17 protein-coding genes are annotated in these 15,241 nt (G+C 46.6%); 12 read left to right on the forward strand and 5 right to left on the reverse strand.

The features are described 5' to 3' along the window. The first annotated feature begins 1 nt into the window (after position 1). Both qoxC and qoxD read left to right on the forward strand, forming a co-directional pair. Entirely contained in the window at positions 2 to 613 is a 612-nt protein-coding gene (gene qoxC, locus AS034_RS18180; RefSeq protein ID WP_032086589.1) for a cytochrome aa3 quinol oxidase subunit III, read from the forward strand. A 1-nt stretch (position 614) separates the two neighbouring features. Further along, positions 615 to 914: a cytochrome aa3 quinol oxidase subunit IV gene (qoxD, locus tag AS034_RS18185; protein WP_032086588.1), complete on the forward strand. Its 300-nt coding sequence runs from the start codon at positions 615 to 617 to the stop codon at positions 912 to 914. 186 nt (positions 915 to 1,100) lie between these two features. On the opposite strand, the gene AS034_RS18190 is transcribed toward qoxD, so the two are convergent. Then, positions 1,101 to 2,666, reverse strand: a complete 1,566-nt coding sequence (locus tag AS034_RS18190) for a phosphodiester glycosidase family protein (protein ID WP_058299656.1) — start codon at positions 2,664 to 2,666, stop codon at positions 1,101 to 1,103. A 188-nt stretch (positions 2,667 to 2,854) separates the two neighbouring features. On the opposite strand from AS034_RS18190, the gene AS034_RS18195 reads away from it, so the two are divergent. Together AS034_RS18195 and AS034_RS18200 are read left to right on the forward strand one after the other, a co-directional pair. Next, positions 2,855 to 3,478 (forward strand): TetR/AcrR family transcriptional regulator, encoded by a 624-nt coding sequence (locus AS034_RS18195; RefSeq protein WP_058299657.1) that lies wholly within the window; start codon positions 2,855 to 2,857, stop codon positions 3,476 to 3,478. Continuing rightward, a complete protein-coding gene (locus tag AS034_RS18200) occupies positions 3,475 to 4,758 on the forward strand; it encodes an MFS transporter (RefSeq protein ID WP_058299658.1) in 1,284 nt (427 codons plus the stop codon). Before AS034_RS18195 ends, AS034_RS18200 begins: the two co-directional genes overlap by 4 nt. Before the next feature lie 126 nt (positions 4,759 to 4,884). Here AS034_RS18200 and AS034_RS18205 read toward each other — a convergent pair whose 3' ends face one another. Beyond that, positions 4,885 to 5,547 carry a spore coat protein gene (locus AS034_RS18205; protein WP_082641747.1) on the reverse strand — a complete coding sequence of 221 codons (663 nt, stop codon included), beginning with the start codon at positions 5,545 to 5,547 and terminating at the stop codon, positions 4,885 to 4,887. A gap of 156 nt (positions 5,548 to 5,703) precedes the next feature. Here AS034_RS18205 and AS034_RS18210 point away from each other — a divergent pair, with 156 nt between their 5' ends. From AS034_RS18210 to AS034_RS18220, 3 genes are all read left to right on the forward strand, one after another. Then, a complete protein-coding gene (locus AS034_RS18210) occupies positions 5,704 to 6,333 on the forward strand; it encodes a LysE family transporter (protein WP_058299659.1) in 630 nt (209 codons plus the stop codon). A 63-nt stretch (positions 6,334 to 6,396) separates the two neighbouring features. Continuing rightward, on the forward strand, positions 6,397 to 7,137 hold the full coding sequence (locus AS034_RS18215; protein WP_058299660.1) for a YqcI/YcgG family protein: 741 nt from the start codon (positions 6,397 to 6,399) through the stop codon (positions 7,135 to 7,137). Between the two features lie 426 nt (positions 7,138 to 7,563). After that, positions 7,564 to 8,508, forward strand: a complete 945-nt coding sequence (locus AS034_RS18220; protein WP_058299661.1) for an arginine deiminase family protein — start codon at positions 7,564 to 7,566, stop codon at positions 8,506 to 8,508. 167 nt (positions 8,509 to 8,675) lie between these two features. Here the strand turns inward: AS034_RS18220 and AS034_RS18225 are convergent, their stop codons facing one another. Beyond that, a complete protein-coding gene (locus AS034_RS18225; RefSeq protein ID WP_058299662.1) occupies positions 8,676 to 9,047 on the reverse strand; it encodes a winged helix-turn-helix transcriptional regulator in 372 nt (123 codons plus the stop codon). 155 nt (positions 9,048 to 9,202) lie between these two features. On the opposite strand from AS034_RS18225, the gene AS034_RS18230 reads away from it, so the two are divergent. Beyond that, positions 9,203 to 10,183, forward strand: coding sequence for a zinc-binding dehydrogenase (locus tag AS034_RS18230; RefSeq protein WP_058299663.1), 981 nt, complete (start codon positions 9,203 to 9,205; stop codon positions 10,181 to 10,183). A 51-nt stretch (positions 10,184 to 10,234) separates the two neighbouring features. Here AS034_RS18230 and AS034_RS18235 read toward each other — a convergent pair whose 3' ends face one another. Continuing rightward, entirely contained in the window at positions 10,235 to 11,434 is a 1,200-nt protein-coding gene (locus tag AS034_RS18235) for an iron-containing alcohol dehydrogenase (protein WP_058299664.1), read from the reverse strand. A gap of 231 nt (positions 11,435 to 11,665) precedes the next feature. Here AS034_RS18235 and AS034_RS18240 point away from each other — a divergent pair, with 231 nt between their 5' ends. Both AS034_RS18240 and AS034_RS18245 read left to right on the forward strand, forming a co-directional pair. After that, positions 11,666 to 11,857 (forward strand): hypothetical protein, encoded by a 192-nt coding sequence (locus AS034_RS18240; protein ID WP_032086571.1) that lies wholly within the window; start codon positions 11,666 to 11,668, stop codon positions 11,855 to 11,857. A gap of 127 nt (positions 11,858 to 11,984) precedes the next feature. Further along, a complete protein-coding gene (locus tag AS034_RS18245; protein ID WP_058299665.1) occupies positions 11,985 to 12,431 on the forward strand; it encodes a DUF4385 domain-containing protein in 447 nt (148 codons plus the stop codon). 52 nt (positions 12,432 to 12,483) lie between these two features. Here the strand turns inward: AS034_RS18245 and AS034_RS18250 are convergent, their stop codons facing one another. Further along, complete coding sequence (locus tag AS034_RS18250) at positions 12,484 to 12,678, reverse strand: hypothetical protein (protein ID WP_058299666.1); 195 nt, start codon at positions 12,676 to 12,678, stop codon at positions 12,484 to 12,486. 590 nt (positions 12,679 to 13,268) lie between these two features. Here AS034_RS18250 and AS034_RS18255 point away from each other — a divergent pair. After that, positions 13,269 to 14,639, forward strand: coding sequence for a vWA domain-containing protein (locus tag AS034_RS18255; protein ID WP_058299667.1), 1,371 nt, complete (start codon positions 13,269 to 13,271; stop codon positions 14,637 to 14,639). Positions 14,640 to 14,972: 333 nt separating this feature from the next. Next, positions 14,973 to 15,241, forward strand: a 269-nt coding sequence (locus tag AS034_RS18260; protein WP_058299668.1) for a transposase, incomplete at its 3' end; no start/stop codon positions are given.

The following is a 15,241-nucleotide window of genomic DNA, read 5'->3' on the forward strand; positions in this document are numbered from 1 at the left end:
TATGGCACATAGTACAAATGTAGATCCAAACACGCCACTGGAATATCAATCGGAAATCGGGAAACTGAATATCTTCGGTTTCTGGATTTTCCTCGGAGCGGAAATGGCGCTCTTCGCCACGATTTTCGCGACGTTCTTTGCCCTTGAAAGTGGAACGGTTGGCGGTCCGCTTCCTGGTGAAGTGTTTGATCTTAAGAATACAATCATCATGACGATGCTTCTGTTGATCAGTAGTTTCACGTCAGGATTATCGATAAATGAATTAAGAAGAAGAAACGTCAAGGGCATGATGGTCTGGCTGATCATCACACTACTCTTCGGCGCCGGGTTCCTTTACATGGAGATTTCGGAGTTCATCCATCTGATCCATGAAGGAGCTGCCATGGGAACCAATGCATACTGGTCTTCATTCTATCTGTTGACCGGAACGCACGGACTTCACGTAACATTGGGTATCCTCTGGATCACCCTTGTCATGTTCCAGGTGAAGAAGCAGGGGCTCAACCCTGATACTGCTAAAAAACTATTTGTATCCAGCTTGTACTGGCACTTCCTTGATTTCGTATGGATCTTCGTGTTTACAAGCGTATACTTGTTAGGGATGGTGGGATAATATGTCAAACAACACATCAAACCACGGCCGTATACCTTGGACTCAAATCATTGGATTCTTCTTGTCAGTCGGATTGACATTCCTCGCAGTCTGGTGGGGACTATACACTGACCTTGCCCGCGGAACCATCGTGGCCATCGTCTTTGTCCTGGCCTTCCTCCAGGCGGCAATCCAGCTGTTCATGTTCATGCACGTAACCGAAGGAGAAGGAAGATGGCAGGTCGGCAAAATGCTGTCAGCAGCCTTCATCGCCATCGTCATCGTAGCAGGATCCGTCTGGGTCATGAACAGCATGCACTAAAATGGGTCAGTGGGGACAGGTACCCTGTCCCAAAAATGAAAAAGGAAGCTTCTGTTATCAGAGGCTTCCTTTTTTTATATTTTTAGAGAGATGATTTTTTTCACACCGTGATGAGAGAAGGCACTGACGAAAAATTTTAAACAAAAAATGGTCAGGCACTATCTTATGCCTGACCATCATTGTTCATTACTTTAAAAGGAAGATTCCATCAGAAACCGGACGCTCACCAGTGGTATCTGATGGTTTGTTTACTAGTGTTCCGCCAACGACCATTGCAGAAGACCCTCCGCCATCAAGGTTCAACCCTTTAACCGCCCCGAGGGACTGGAGAATTTGAGCACTTTCAAAGAAATTTACACCGATGCTTTCTTCGGGATTGCGGCCTTCAACTGTGACAAGCAGGATATTTCCGTTTTCTTTAATGCCGGCAAATGATCTTGGGTGACGATATTGTGCAAAGTGATAGTAGAAATCCTTGCTCCAGGCAAAACCCTCTTCACGTGCCGGAATATCAATCTTGCCTTCATCCATCAGTTGGGGTGCTCCTCCAATGATATCTAAACTGGATGGTGTCTGAATCTGCTTCCCATCTGCTGTTATGCTTTTGGTAATCGTCAATGTTTCCCCTTTTGAAACAGTGTTTTTAAGCCATTCTGCCTGGCCGCCTGTTGCTGAAAGGACGATTCCGCTTTCAGGGATTTTGTGACCTCGCTGATTGAAGGTCTCCACAACTTCTCCTTTCGAATTCAAAACAGCTTCAAAACCGTCTCCTTTTGGAGTAACCTCCCCAAAATAAGAGTTGTATTCAATGATTTCTTCTTGATCGGTACAGGTCACATCATGCTTTGGCTCAATGGTTTCGATGTCACCGACCCCGCCGCAGCTCCTGATCAATCCAGGTTTTCGGTTGATGCCGTCAATCACAGCCGTTTCACCGCTTTCGGTTTTTAATTGTGATGAGGTGGACGTTTCTGCTATCTCTGCAGCATTATCTGAAAGAAGAAGGCTTGTGCGATTCCCAATCGCTTCACTTACCAATTGGCCGTTGACTACTGAAATGCCAGCTGGATCCCCTGGTACACCATCAGTTGAACCTACTACGAAGTAGCCGCCATTCATCCCGGCTAATGCTTGAGTCCGAGCAGCCATGGAAGAAACCGTTTCACGCCCGGTTATACTATCATTTGCAAGGACATTCGTCAGTTCACCTTCAAATTCTTCAGGGTCGATTTCAAGCACATCAACCTTCCACGGGCCAGTTGTTTTTGTGGTTCCGTCATATTCCGAGAATGTGACCTTTGCTTTTTCATAACCACTCGATTTCAATTGGTCAGCGTGCTCTTTTGCGTTACTTTCTTTTTCAAATTCACCCGAACGAACCACATAACCAACATCTTTTACTTCTACATCCGTATATTTTGAATGTTTATTCTTCACCTTATGGAGCATTGCATTGAACCCTTTTTCATTTACCTCTTTTAAAAGTGAGTCTGCTTGTTCCTTTGTTTCAAGAAATGCTACATCCACCGTATAATAGTCTTTTTTTGAAGAGTAACCTCTACTAATGTCGGTATACGTAACTCCTTTGGCTAATTGCTTTGTATTTCGTGATTCTGGCAAATTGGATATTCCGATCGAAAGAGTCTCTTTAGATGTCGTTGCCTGTGTTTCTTTTTCTTCTATCCCAAACGAAAAAATAGCAGAAAGTGATAGAGCAGAGACAATGGCTGTTTTTACAATAGGTCCATACATGATATAACCTCCATACATTTTTTTGATTCACCATAATGCTAGGGGAGATTTAATAACAGAAGATTACACGGGAATAAATATTTGGTTAATTCCGATTTTTTCTTGTGAAAAGATGTTGACATTGGAATCTTCTTACAATAATATAATGATTGATTGATCAATCAATTTTTAAAAGGGAGAGATTTCACATGTCCGCATCACTTTCACTCGAAGAAAAAAAGAAACGTAAAAGGGCGTTGATCCTTCAGGCTGCTGTGAAATTGTTCAGCGAAAACGGCTTCGCCGAGACCCCGATCGCGGCGGTTGCTAAGGAGGCTGGCGTCAGTTTTGGCACCGTTTTTACGTACTTCGAAACAAAGGATGTGCTGTTCGAGGCATCGGTGCTTGAGCCGCTGGAAGAGATAAAGCCTTATTTTTATGAAATAGAAGAACGCTATAGCGGGAACCCGAAGGAGATGATAAAAGAAATGATCCATTGTCAGGTCGATCTGTTTTCAAGGAGCATGGATTATCTGCGTCTGATCCAGCAGGTGCTGGCGAGGCCGGACAGATATCCCGAGCTCTTCAAGGAACTTGATGATTTTGTAAATGTGTTTATCGATAAAATCTATCCGGTCATCGCCGAAGGCCAGGAGATGGGATTCTTCTATAAAGATGCCCCGCCTCTGATCGCCCAGTCGTATCTTTCCCTGATCAACGGGATGCGATTGACCTTCATCGATGACTATACAAACCTCGTTTGGAACGATATGAAGATCCAGGCGCTGCGGCTGTTTGGACCGGTCTCGAACGCAAGGGAGGAAATGCAATGAAACTGAGGGACATCCATCCCAACATTAAATTGAGGCTGGGCATTCAGTTCCTGGGCGGGCTTGTATCCATGGCCGTCATCCCGTTCCTGGCCATTTATTTTTCTAAGAAAATCGGGGCAGCCGAAACCGGGATCATCCTCATCCTGACTGTCATCAGCGGCGTGATCGGAGGATTCATCGGCGGGCATGTGTCCGACAAGATCGGCCGCCGGAGCATCATGATCTATTCGGAAATCGGCGTGCTCGTCACCTATCTCTTGATCGCTTTCTGCAACTCCCCCTGGTATGATCTGCCGTATGTATCCGCGGTGTTTTTCGTCTTCAATATGTTTGCAGGCGGGATGCTGCAGCCGGCTGCCCAGGCGATGATCATCGATGTGACGGATACCGAGTCCAGGAAGCTCGTGTTCACGATCAGCTACTGGCTGGGGAACCTTGCCACCGCACTTGGGGGCATCATGGGTGCCTTCCTGTTTAAAAGCTATTTATTCGAACTGTTCATCGGGATATCGGCCATCTCGCTTTTATCCGTCGTCATCACTTTTTTCTTCATCTCAGAAACCTACACACCAGCTCCCGTCAAGCCTTCAACAGGAAAAAGAAAATCTTCACCCTTCGATTTTTTAAAAAGCTATTCTGCCGTTATAAAAGACAGACTGTTCATGTTTTACATCGTTGGTGCCGTGTTCATTTTTACCCTTGAACAGTCATTGACCAACTATATCGGGATCCGCCTTGAGCGGGATATCCCCGAGCAGGGGGCAACACTATTCGGCCTTGACTTCACAATCGACGGCACAAAGGTACTCGGATTCCTTAAAACCGAAAATACCCTGCTCGTCGTCCTGTTGTCCGCGGTTGTTTTATACCTTTTTAAAAAATGGAAAGACAAGTGGAATCTCGTGACGGGCATGTTCATCTTTTCCGTCAGTTTCAGCGCACTGGCCTTCATCAGCAATATATGGATTCTCTTCATCCTCATCTTCGTGGGTACGATCGGCGAGCTCATGTATGTACCGGTGAAACAGGCCATGATCGGCGAACTTGCCCCGTCCAACGCACGAAGTACGTACATGGCATTTTACAGCCTGACCTTTTACGGTGCGATGATCATCGCGTCGCTTTTAATCATCGTCGGCGAATGGATCAGTCCGGTGATGATGGGCGGTATACTGCTCATTCTCGGCTTAACAGGAACTTGCCTCTATTATTTCATCACGAGGTCGCTTGAAGGGCGGGAAGCGGTCACCGAGGAACTGAAGTCGTCCGTTCCTTCTTGACATGAAAAAAGGACACGGAGTTTTATCCGTGTCCTTAATGCGCAGTCGCTTCAAGCTGGACACGGAATTTTATCCACATCCTAAAAGTGCTGCCGATTCAACTGGGACAGTGAACCTGTCCCGATGTTAATGGGGCATATTCCCCGGCTGCTGGGGAGCGGTTGTATAGCTCTGCAGCATCTGGGCCATATCCTGGTCGTTCAGCTGCGGCACCTGATAGTAGCCGTGTTTGTTCTGATACAAGAAAATCTCATAGCTCATTTCAATGAAGTTCGGCACACTGTCCGCAACGACGCGGCGAAGTACCGGATTGGTCATCTCAAGGGCCGTCATTGCAAGCAGGGTCGCAAGCGATTTGGTCTGTCCGAGCATATAGGCAGACAGTCCTTTATCGGACAGTTCATTAACCGACTGGTTCGGTTTCTTTGGCTGCCCCGGCTTGATGCCGTAAACCGTGTCGTTGGTTTGGGTCATTTTATATTGCTGGGTAGGAACCTGAGGGTCGCGCCCCGTTGAAAAGCTGCCTACGATTGTGTTGTACATCGTCGTAACGAATGTGGATTGGCGTTTGACGATCTCGTTCAGCTCGGGATCCTGGATATGCTGATCATACATTTGATATTGATCAAGCATGCTGATGATCCCTGCAATCACCTCGTGGGCATCAAATAATTCGTGGCCGCCGTGGTTTTTATTCGGCTGGTTCATGGTTTGATTATTCATTCCCATTCCCTGCTTGGGAGTCGGATTCATATTAGTCTGGTTTTGCTGATTTTGTTGATTTAACATGATGTTTCCCTCCTGAATCGTAGTAGACATCCTCATTAGATTTCCCTCGGATACAGATAATCATGTATGGTTTTGATGAAAAACAGGCAAGCGGCTACTACAAGGCGGCCTGTCCGAATATACTAGGAAGAAGTTTTATCAGAGGTGATTTCAAAGATGAGCGTATTTATAAGTTATATCGTACTGGGGTTATCGCTGTCCGCACCGATGGGACCGATCAATGCCCTGCAATTGGACAAGGGGATCCGGCTTGGATTCTGGCATGCCTGGCTGGTGGGCGTTGGCGGAATGGCTGCGGATGCAGTCTTCATGCTTCTCATCTACTTCGGGCTAGCACAGTTTGTGGACACGCCTATTGTTCAACTGTTTTTATGGATGTTCGGATTTTTTGTACTCGTCTATACAGGCATTGAAAGTGTCGTAAAAGCAGGTGCCCCTGCCCGGGACTCTCGGCAAAGTGGGGGAGAGACGAAAGCGAAGTCATTCCGCACAGGGTTTTTCATGGCCATTTCCAATCCCCTGAGCATCCTGTTCTGGCTCGGCATTTACGGATCGATCCTGGCAGAGACAACTGAGACCTACCAAGGCGGCCAGGTCCTGATTTGCAGCATGGGAATCTTCCTAGGCATTACACTCTGGGATTTTGCGATGGCTTCAGTCGCCGCCGGAACCGGCAAGTGGTTCAGCGGGCGAATCATCAGATGGATCTCGATCATTTCCGGTCTCGTACTCATCGGGTTCGGGATTTATTTCGGTGTGAAGGCAGCGGGAATTTTGCTGTCATAGACAGACACCCAGAACAGTGCCTCCTAATAGGATAGTGTGTAGTCCGATAGGAGGTATTCGCCCATGTTACGTTCCAAAAGCTGGATTGACCTTCATTTCAATGACATGCCCCAATGGGAGCAGTCAGCCTATACCCAATTTGCACAAATGATGCATGGTGAAGAGCATCCATATCCCTGCGTGCCTGGTATACAGGGATTTCAGAAAGATATGCTCCGCTTTGGATTTGCCGATGACCCAAGGACGGATCGATCAATTGAACAGCTCGCTTCCCTGCTGAAAGAGTACGGAGAAATCTCCCGGGATACAGGGAATTATGCTTCACTGGTCGTCTTCTTTCAATCAGAAGAGCTGGAATCTGCAGACATCGATGATTATCAGGACCTGTTCTGGTCCGTATTGAATAAACTTCATGAACACGATGAAACCCCTTGGCCGGAAGGAATCGCGGAAGACCCCCATCATCACAGCTGGGAGTTTTGTTTCGGCGGGGAGCCTTACTTCGCTTTCTGTGCCACCCCTGCCCATATTAGCCGGAAAAGCCGGCATTTTCCCTGTTTCATGATCGCCTTTCAGCCGCGCTGGGTATTTGACGAGATCAACTCATCCACCGCATTCGGGCAAAAACTGAAAAAAGTCATCCGGAAGCGCCTAGTGGAATACGATGGAATCGATGCTCATCCGAGTCTGAAATGGTACGGCCAGGAGGATAACCACGAGTGGCAGCAGTATTTCCTCAGGGATGACGATTCGTCACTGTCCAAGTGTCCGTTTATGAATAGCCAGAAGAAGATTAAGAGTTGAGGCGCGGTCGTGGTGCTTTGGCTCTTTTTTAGTGCTTGGTTTTTTTGGGGGGTTGTACAGGGCCGGGTATTTGGGTGGCGATGAGGAAGCGGATTTGTCGAATAATCTTTAGTTCGCCCATATATTGTGAATTTCGCCCATAAAATCACAATTTCGCCCATATATCACGGATTTCGCTCATAAAACAGGAGTTCCGCTATCTCAGGCAAGATCTCTCATAAAACAGAGATCCCACATAATCCAGGCAGGATACACCTCTCATAAAACAGAGATCTCACATAATCCAGGCCGGATACCTCTCATATAACAGAAATTCCGGACATAATCCAGCCTGGGGCTCACCCTCATGCTGCAATCTTACATCACCGGAATGTTTTCCAGCTAGAAAGGAAAAAGTAAAAGAGGTATATAGAAGGAGGCCAGAGGATGCGTAAGATTCAACCGAACTGCTGGAGCGAACATGATGAACTGAAGACAGTCGTGGTCTGTTCCCCGACTATAATAGACGTGCCCGACCAGCGCACCGCCGATTATGTCGGCTGGGAAAAGCCCGTTCACCATGAAAAGGCGCAGGAAAACCATGAGAATATGATAAAAGCGATGGAAGATGAGGGTATTCAGGTCATCGACTACTCCCATTACTTAAAAGGCGTGAATGCCGAACTGAATCCACATCTGCTGAACAGGGTGTTTGTGCGGGACCTTGCCTGTGTCTACGGTAACACGGTGATCCCGGGGGATGCCGGCGCGACGATGCGGGCACCGGAATATATACATGCGCACGGACTTTTTAAGGAATGGTTTGATGAAGAGATTTTCAACATAAAAGCCAATAACGAGATGAAAGCACTCGAAAACGGGGACGTATTCGTCCTTGATAAAAATGCAGTATTCATCAACACCGGTCTCAGGACAAGCATTGAAAGCCTTGAAGCCATCCAAAAGAGAATCTTTGCGGCAGGATTTTCAGAGATCGGCCTCATCGATCTGCCCCGGACAGGGGAGACGATGCATCTGGACATGAACTGCAATGTCGCAGGCCGTGACCTCATTGTGGCGAAAAGCTATATGCGATTATTCCCTGTGCAAGTCGTCACTGAAAAAGACTCCTCCTACACCATGACAGGCGACTTCCTTCAACGTCACGGGTTTGAAGTTCTGTGGACGGACAAAGTGAAGCATACAGTCGCGGATATCAATTTCCTGAACCTGAATCCGGAAACGCTTCTGGTCAGTACCAAAATCAACAAGAGCATCCTTCATGACCATCCTAAATTGAAGAATAAAAAGCTCATCGAGATCGATGTGAATGAACTGGAAAAAGGCGGAGGCGGCATCCGCTGCATGACGCTGCCGCTTGAACGCAGGTGAACAGCCTGAATCACCTGCTGAAAAACGGACCTTATTCAGCAGGTTAATTTCAACTGAAGTTCAGCAGGTGAAAATATGGGAAGAATTCACCAGCTGAACCACACTGACGTCAATAGCCGTCTAACAAAATAATGGACCTCCCCGATAAAAGGGCAGGTCCATTTCCATCACTTTTCCATAAAATCATACGAAGTCCAGCACCGGTTCATCGCGATGCCTTTCTGTTCGGCATATTCGTCTCCCCATTTGCACATTTCAAATAAGGTCGACTGCAGTTTTTTTCCCATTTCGGTCGTGGAATACTCAACCCGGGGCGGAACCTCCTGATAGACCCTTCTTGCTACAAGTCCGTGTTCCTCCAGTTCCCTGAGCTGCTGGGTCAGCATTTTCTGGGTGATGTTCGGTAATGATCGCTTCAGCTCATTAAACCTTTTCACCCCTTCATTCAGATTCCAGAGGATCAGCACTTTCCATTTTCCGCCGATGACATCGATCACGAGGTCGATGGCGCATTGATATTCGGGGTTGAGTTCCTTCATAGTATGACAGCGCTCCTCTCTAATGAACTATCATCATCCTAAGGTACCCAAACGGTAACTAGGATACAAAATAGTGCCTACTTGTCATTCGATTCAACAGTATATATTATATACCACATGAGAAATAAATAAAGATTTGTCAGGAGTGAAGATAAATGAAAGCATTGCTTCTTAAAGATAAAGGGTTATGGAAAGACATGAAACTGGAGGAAACGGAAAAACCGGCGCCGGGTAATGGTGAGTTATTAGTCGAGGTGCATGCAGTCGGCTTGAATCCGGTCGATTATAAGACGGCCACAAATGGAATGCCAAACTGGACATACCCTCATATTCTGGGTCTTGATGTTGCCGGGGTAGTCGCAGAAGTCGGAGATGGTGTAACCGGTTGGAAAAGAGGCGACCGTATCGTCTATCATGGAGATTTTTCGAAAAAAGGCGGGTATGCAGAATTTGCTTTGATCACCGCCCATACAGCATCAAAATTGCCTGACAGCATTTCTTTTGAAGAGGCAGCTGCACTTCCTACAGCCGGATATACAGCGTATCAGGCACTTCACCGCAAATTGCCATTGGATCAAATCGACACCATCCTCATCCACGGCGGTGCCGGGGGAGTAGGCGGATTCGGCGTCCAGCTTGCAAAGCTTGCAGGGAAAACCGTCATCTCAACGGCTTCTTCACATAATCATGAGTATGTGAAATCGCTCGGTGCCGACTATGTCATCGATTATCGTGAAGAAAACGTGAAAGAGAGAGTAATGGGAATCACGGATGGACGCGGAGTGGACGCAGTCATCGACGCGGTAAGCAGACAAAGTGCAACGGATGCACTCGATATGCTCGCCTATATGGGGCATATCGTTTACATCGCAGGCGCACCTGACTTTACTGTGATAAAACCATTCACCAAAGTGGTATCCTACCACGAAATCGCGCTGGCGGCTGCCCATCAATCAGACGATGTCCAGGCTCAAAAGGACTTTGCGGTCATCGGCGATCACATGCTTTCCCTTCTTGCAAAAGGAAAACTGGACGCCATGCTGAAAGAAGTCATCTCACTGGAGGAAGTTCCCGATGCGCTCAACCGTTTGTCCGAACGCCATGTAAAAGGGAAGATCGTAGCGAAGCTGAAATAAATTGATTGAAAAAAGGTGCTTATCCATAAAGGACGGGCACCTTTTGCATTTTTATTGCTTTATTAAAAAATAGAGCTTGGATAAGTCAGCATCTGCAAGGATTTTCGGCACCGGATAAAACGGATTCGCTTCCATCAGGGCCCGCTTGACCATCAGCGGGATATCGGTTTCGGATATGCCGTCCACCTTGTCAGGGATTTTCATATCTGTATTGAGCTTCTTGATTGCAGCAATAAAGGCAGCAGCTTTTTCGGAGGCCGGATCCGTTGGCGACCCGATCCCCGCTGCATCGGCCAATTCCGCAAGCGGCTGATGGACCGACTCTCCGTAGTACTCGAGTACATAAGGGAGGATGACGGCATTCGCGAGCCCGTGCGGAACCGAATAGAATCCGCCGAGGGTATGGGCGATTGCATGGACGTACCCCACATATGCGCGTGTGAACGCAACTCCGGCAAGATACGATGCTTTTTGCATATTGGTACGGGCTGTGATGTTTTCCCCGTTGGAATAGGCTTCGTAAAGATTGCTGAAAATCAGGTTTACTGCCTGTTTGCTGCACTCCATCGTCTCACGCGTCCTGCTCCTGCCGATATAGGCCTCGACCGCATGCGTCAATGCATCCATTCCGGTCGTCGATGTGATGTGAGGCGGAAGTTTTACCGTAAGCAGGGGATCGAGGACCGCTATCTGCGGAATCAGCGACAAGTCGTTGATTGCATATTTTTCATGGGTCTCCGGGTTTGAAATCACTGCTGCGATTGTCGCCTCGCTTCCCGTTCCGGCAGTCGTCGGGACGGCGGCGAGGAGGGGGAGCTTCCTTCTCACTTTCAGCTGCCCCTTCATCTCCGGTATGGTCTTGTCCGGCCTCGCCACCCGCGCCCCCACCGCTTTGGCACAGTCGATCGGCGACCCGCCGCCAAACGCAATGATTCCCTCGCACTCTTTGGAGTGGTACATTTTCAAGGCGTCTTCAATATTATCGATGGTCGGGTTTGGGACGGTCTTGTCATAGACGGAGTAACGAATATTGTTGTTTTTCAAATCTTGAAGGAGAGCATCCATCAATCCGAGTGAAGAAATTCCTTCATCTGTAATGACCAGTACGCTCGAAATCCCGCTTTCTTTTAAAATACCAGGCAATTCGGCGAGGCTGTTTTCCCCCTCAATCAACCGGGGTTTCCGCCACGGCAGGAAATACAATGCCCCCCGATAAGCGGTTTGGTAGGCCCTGCAATACAGTTTATACATGACAATCCCTCTCTCTTTTTTAAAAATAAGCATGACGGAAATGCCGGTCTAAGGATGTCTCTGTTAATATGTATTTGCGATTCACCATGTTTATAAGTTTCTTACAAAATTTTCTACTCGTTATCTATGATTCTATCAAGCATTCACAGGGCTTTCCAGCGAAACTTTGTATATTCCTGAAAGGTTGTTATAATGGTACTTCATTGTTAAAGATAAAAGGAGATGAAACCTTTGAAATATATACGTTCACAAATGAAACGGTTGATGAAGGATGAGAAAGCATTGCAGGACCGTCTTAAGAAATTGATGGATGAGCAGGGCTTGGAGAGAAGTTTTGCCATGAAGGCGTTGTATCACTCAGAAGTGGCAGACGGCGGAAAGTATCAGGCTAAGTACCAGGCGCTGGATGAGCAGGGGAAGTAAAACTGAATGATTTAGAACGAAATCTTGGACCTGTTTCTATACAGGTCTTTTTATCGTGATTAAGGGGCTAAGGTTAAGCACGGGAGCAATCGGGTAAACAAGCCGAAAACGTGTAAAGGATGATACGATGCCATTCGATTACTCACTGGATTTCGACTCGACCGACTTCCGGGAACAGCCGGAACTGTACCGGGTCGGCAGGGGGGAGCAGGGTGTCCTGCTCGTCGAACCGTATAAAAGTGAAATCCTCCCTCATTGGCGCTTCAAGACACCCGATATCGCGAAGGAATCCTCGGAGAAAATTTATGAGATGTTCCTCGATTACGAAAAGAAGGACGATTTCGTCGGAATGGACATGGCCCGGAAATTCCTGCAGATGGGCTACACCAGATCGCGCAGGTACGCCAACTACAAAGGCGGCAAGAAGTATGATGAAGAAGGCGATGTGAAGGAAAGGCAGATTGATTCGGAGAAAGCTGAATCGGCAGCTATCTTTGAAGAAAAATGGAAGCTTGCAAGGGAAGATGAAGACTATCTTTCAAGGAAGAAGGAACACCAGAAGAAGTATGGATGAAAAAGGCCCGGCCCTGTACTGCGTTAAAGCAGCGAGGGACGGGCCTTTACTGTTATCTTCTTCTTCGGCTGTCAATGAGGTGCATGACACCTTTGAAAATCAGTACGATAGAGAATAATAAAACTGCAAGAACTCCGATCACATCGACAATCGGATTGATCGGCGAGAGGAAGCCGGTAAGCGGGACCCTCAAGAGGGCAAAGCCTGAAAGAATGCCGAACAGGTATAACCAGATTGGACTATCCATTTTGAATTCACTCCTTTCTACTGATTACTTTATTCAGGAGTTGTAAAAGCGTTTTCAAAATGAGGAAAAGGCCCTGTGTGGTTTGAGGAGATCTATTTGGGACAGGTATCTGTAATAATTTGGTAAGTGACGGAATTAATCGTGAAATTAAAAGATTAATGGGCAGAATTCGAAGATTAAGCTGCGAAATTCAAAGATTCCGACCCGAAATTCGAAGATTCCCAGCCATTTTCGAAAGATTCCACATCAGTTTCCGCTCGACACCCCCATAAAAATAGGCAATCCCCACCCCAAAGCCCCATTATGAAAAGTGATCAAGACAAATCCAAGCTCTCCCAATCAAAATTGGTCAATTCCAATAAGAAAACGAGACACTTCTCTCTAATGCCGGCCCTTCCCCCTCCAGACAGGCCCAAGCATTTGTTCCTTTAAAAAACCAATACTATTAACCTATAAACCGCTGGGTCTTTCTTCTCGTTTTCTTTTTCCCTCCTCCCCTAGACGGGCAGGTCATGTTTTAATAGTAAAGGTGTTTATTTACATTTATTAACAGGGTATGAATAGATGGAAGGAATATGAGGAGGAAACCAATGAAAAAGCTGATGATCGTGATTGCAGTCATTTTTCTTGCCGGATGCGGGGCAGGGGAAAGCGAAAAGAAAGAGGAAAGCAGCAAAGCCTCGGCTGAAAAAACGGAAAAGAAAGAAGAAGGCTATCAGGAAAAGAAAGTGGAGTATGTTGAACTGGGCTCGGCGGCCGGCCGGGAGCTGACCGACACGGAGAAGGAACTGTTAAGAAAGCCGGGGAAATTCAGCGGCGACAAGTATGATGAGAAAAAAGTGCAGGCAGAGCTTGATAAACTGCCCAAAGATTTAACGGCTGAGCAATATTTACAGGAAATGATCTTTTTACTTGGAGAAGATTATCATGAGGGAATGGATACATTCTTTACGTTCGATTCAAGCGTAGATGTAAATATAGACAGGCCGGATGGAGAAATTGACGACCCGAAACTGAAGAAGACCCATGTAGCTATTTTAATGGACTCAAGCGGAAGTATGAATGGCAAAGTCGGCGGGAAAACAAAGATGCAGGCTGCAAAAGAAGCGGTCATGGATTTTGCCAAACTGGTTCCGAAGCAATCGACCGTATCACTTGGTGTTTACGGCCATAAGGGAACCGGAGAAGATGCCGATAAAAAGCTCTCATGCAGCAGCACGGAAACCGTGTATAACGGACCTTATGATGATGCCAAGTTCAAAGATGCATTAAATACCTTTAAGCCAGCCGGCTGGACTCCGATTGCCAATGCGTTGAATTCCGTTGAAAAAGATATACCAGCCGATGCTCAGGAAGTAGTGGTCTATGTTGTGAGCGACGGAATTGAAACATGTGATGGAGACCCGGTTGCCGCCGCCAAGAAACTGAGCGGGTCGAATGACAAGGTGAAAACCGTCGTCAACATCATCGGATTCGATGTGGACAACGAGGGCCAGGCTTTACTGAAAGACGTGGCTGATGCAGGTAACGGAGAATTCAAATACGTCGATTCGGAACGGGAGCTCAAAGATTATATGAGGAAACAGTACGAGGAACTCCAGAAAGAGTGGTACGAATGGAAGGAAGCCGGTAAGGAACAGGCTTATGCCCAAAAAGAAGAAAAGAAGAAACTAGCCTATGAAACGAAAGAGGACATGAAAGAGAAGGTAACAAGGGAAAAAGACAGATTAAAAGACGCTCAGGCATACCTGGATGAGAAGTATGATGACTATGACCACCCAATCAATGACACCTTTTCCCTTATCGTCGATCGAAACAATGAGATGTGGCGGTACGTTGTTGATAGAGGTAACGAACTCTGGAATGAATCGGTGAAAAACGGCAATGAAGAATGGAACAATTATGTGGAAGAAGGAAACGACAAAATAAATGAAACGATTGATAAGAAGAATGATTATTGAGACAGATGAATGATAACTCGAAAGGCCGTCCCACACTGTTTATAGGAAGTGTGGGGGCGGGCTTTTTCTGCTATGATTGAGATGAGATGCTTGCCTTAATCCGATAAATATAGCTTGTATACTGGCTGCTATTTGTTATATTATGGTAAGTGACGGAATTGATCGTGAAATTAAAAGATTATCGGGCAGAATTCGAAGATTAGGGTACGAAATTCGAAGATTCCAACCCAAAATTCGAAGATTCCCGACCATTTTAAAGTTAGTCTAAAAAGTGGACACACAAAGATGATAATAGGGCATAACTATAACTATTATTAATAAGGACGTGTATCCATGGGAAAGTACTATACAAACGAATATAAAGAATACGTAGCTAAAATGGTTGCTGAAGAAGGTAGAAAAGGGACTGAAGTGGCTTATGAGTTAGAGATTCCTTATGCTACCATGATGCGCTGGGTCAAACTTTACAATGAGAAAAAGGCTGCTGAACAATCCGGTGAGCACATCACTCCTTCCGAATTGGAAAAGTTGAAAAAAGCACACGACAAGGAACTCAAGGCCCTGAAAGAGGAAAACGAAATCCTAAAAAAAGCGATGCACAT

The sequence above is a fragment of the [Bacillus] enclensis genome (genome assembly GCF_001456935.1).
In the GTDB taxonomy this organism is placed as follows: domain Bacteria; phylum Bacillota; class Bacilli; order Bacillales; family Bacillaceae_B; genus Rossellomorea; species Rossellomorea enclensis.

What these genes read in the sequence shown, in the direction of transcription:
- AS034_RS18220 (WP_058299661.1), top strand. Translation starts at nt 7,564, where the DNA reads ATGCGTAAGATTCAACCGAACTGCTGGAGCGAACATGATGAACTGAAG.
- AS034_RS18230 (WP_058299663.1), top strand. Translation starts at nt 9,203, where the DNA reads ATGAAAGCATTGCTTCTTAAAGATAAAGGGTTATGGAAAGACATGAAA.
- AS034_RS18195 (WP_058299657.1), top strand. Translation starts at nt 2,855, where the DNA reads ATGTCCGCATCACTTTCACTCGAAGAAAAAAAGAAACGTAAAAGGGCG.
- AS034_RS18235 (WP_058299664.1), bottom strand. Translation starts at nt 11,434, where the DNA reads ATGTATAAACTGTATTGCAGGGCCTACCAAACCGCTTATCGGGGGGCA.
- AS034_RS18225 (WP_058299662.1), bottom strand. Translation starts at nt 9,047, where the DNA reads ATGAAGGAACTCAACCCCGAATATCAATGCGCCATCGACCTCGTGATC.
- AS034_RS18215 (WP_058299660.1), top strand. Translation starts at nt 6,397, where the DNA reads ATGTTACGTTCCAAAAGCTGGATTGACCTTCATTTCAATGACATGCCC.
- AS034_RS18250 (WP_058299666.1), bottom strand. Translation starts at nt 12,678, where the DNA reads ATGGATAGTCCAATCTGGTTATACCTGTTCGGCATTCTTTCAGGCTTT.
- AS034_RS18245 (WP_058299665.1), top strand. Translation starts at nt 11,985, where the DNA reads ATGCCATTCGATTACTCACTGGATTTCGACTCGACCGACTTCCGGGAA.
- qoxD (WP_032086588.1), top strand. Translation starts at nt 615, where the DNA reads ATGTCAAACAACACATCAAACCACGGCCGTATACCTTGGACTCAAATC.
- qoxC (WP_032086589.1), top strand. Translation starts at nt 2, where the DNA reads ATGGCACATAGTACAAATGTAGATCCAAACACGCCACTGGAATATCAA.
- AS034_RS18190 (WP_058299656.1), bottom strand. Translation starts at nt 2,666, where the DNA reads ATGTATGGACCTATTGTAAAAACAGCCATTGTCTCTGCTCTATCACTT.
- AS034_RS18210 (WP_058299659.1), top strand. Translation starts at nt 5,704, where the DNA reads ATGAGCGTATTTATAAGTTATATCGTACTGGGGTTATCGCTGTCCGCA.
- AS034_RS18255 (WP_058299667.1), top strand. Translation starts at nt 13,269, where the DNA reads ATGAAAAAGCTGATGATCGTGATTGCAGTCATTTTTCTTGCCGGATGC.
- AS034_RS18205 (WP_082641747.1), bottom strand. Translation starts at nt 5,547, where the DNA reads ATGTTAAATCAACAAAATCAGCAAAACCAGACTAATATGAATCCGACT.
- AS034_RS18200 (WP_058299658.1), top strand. Translation starts at nt 3,475, where the DNA reads ATGAAACTGAGGGACATCCATCCCAACATTAAATTGAGGCTGGGCATT.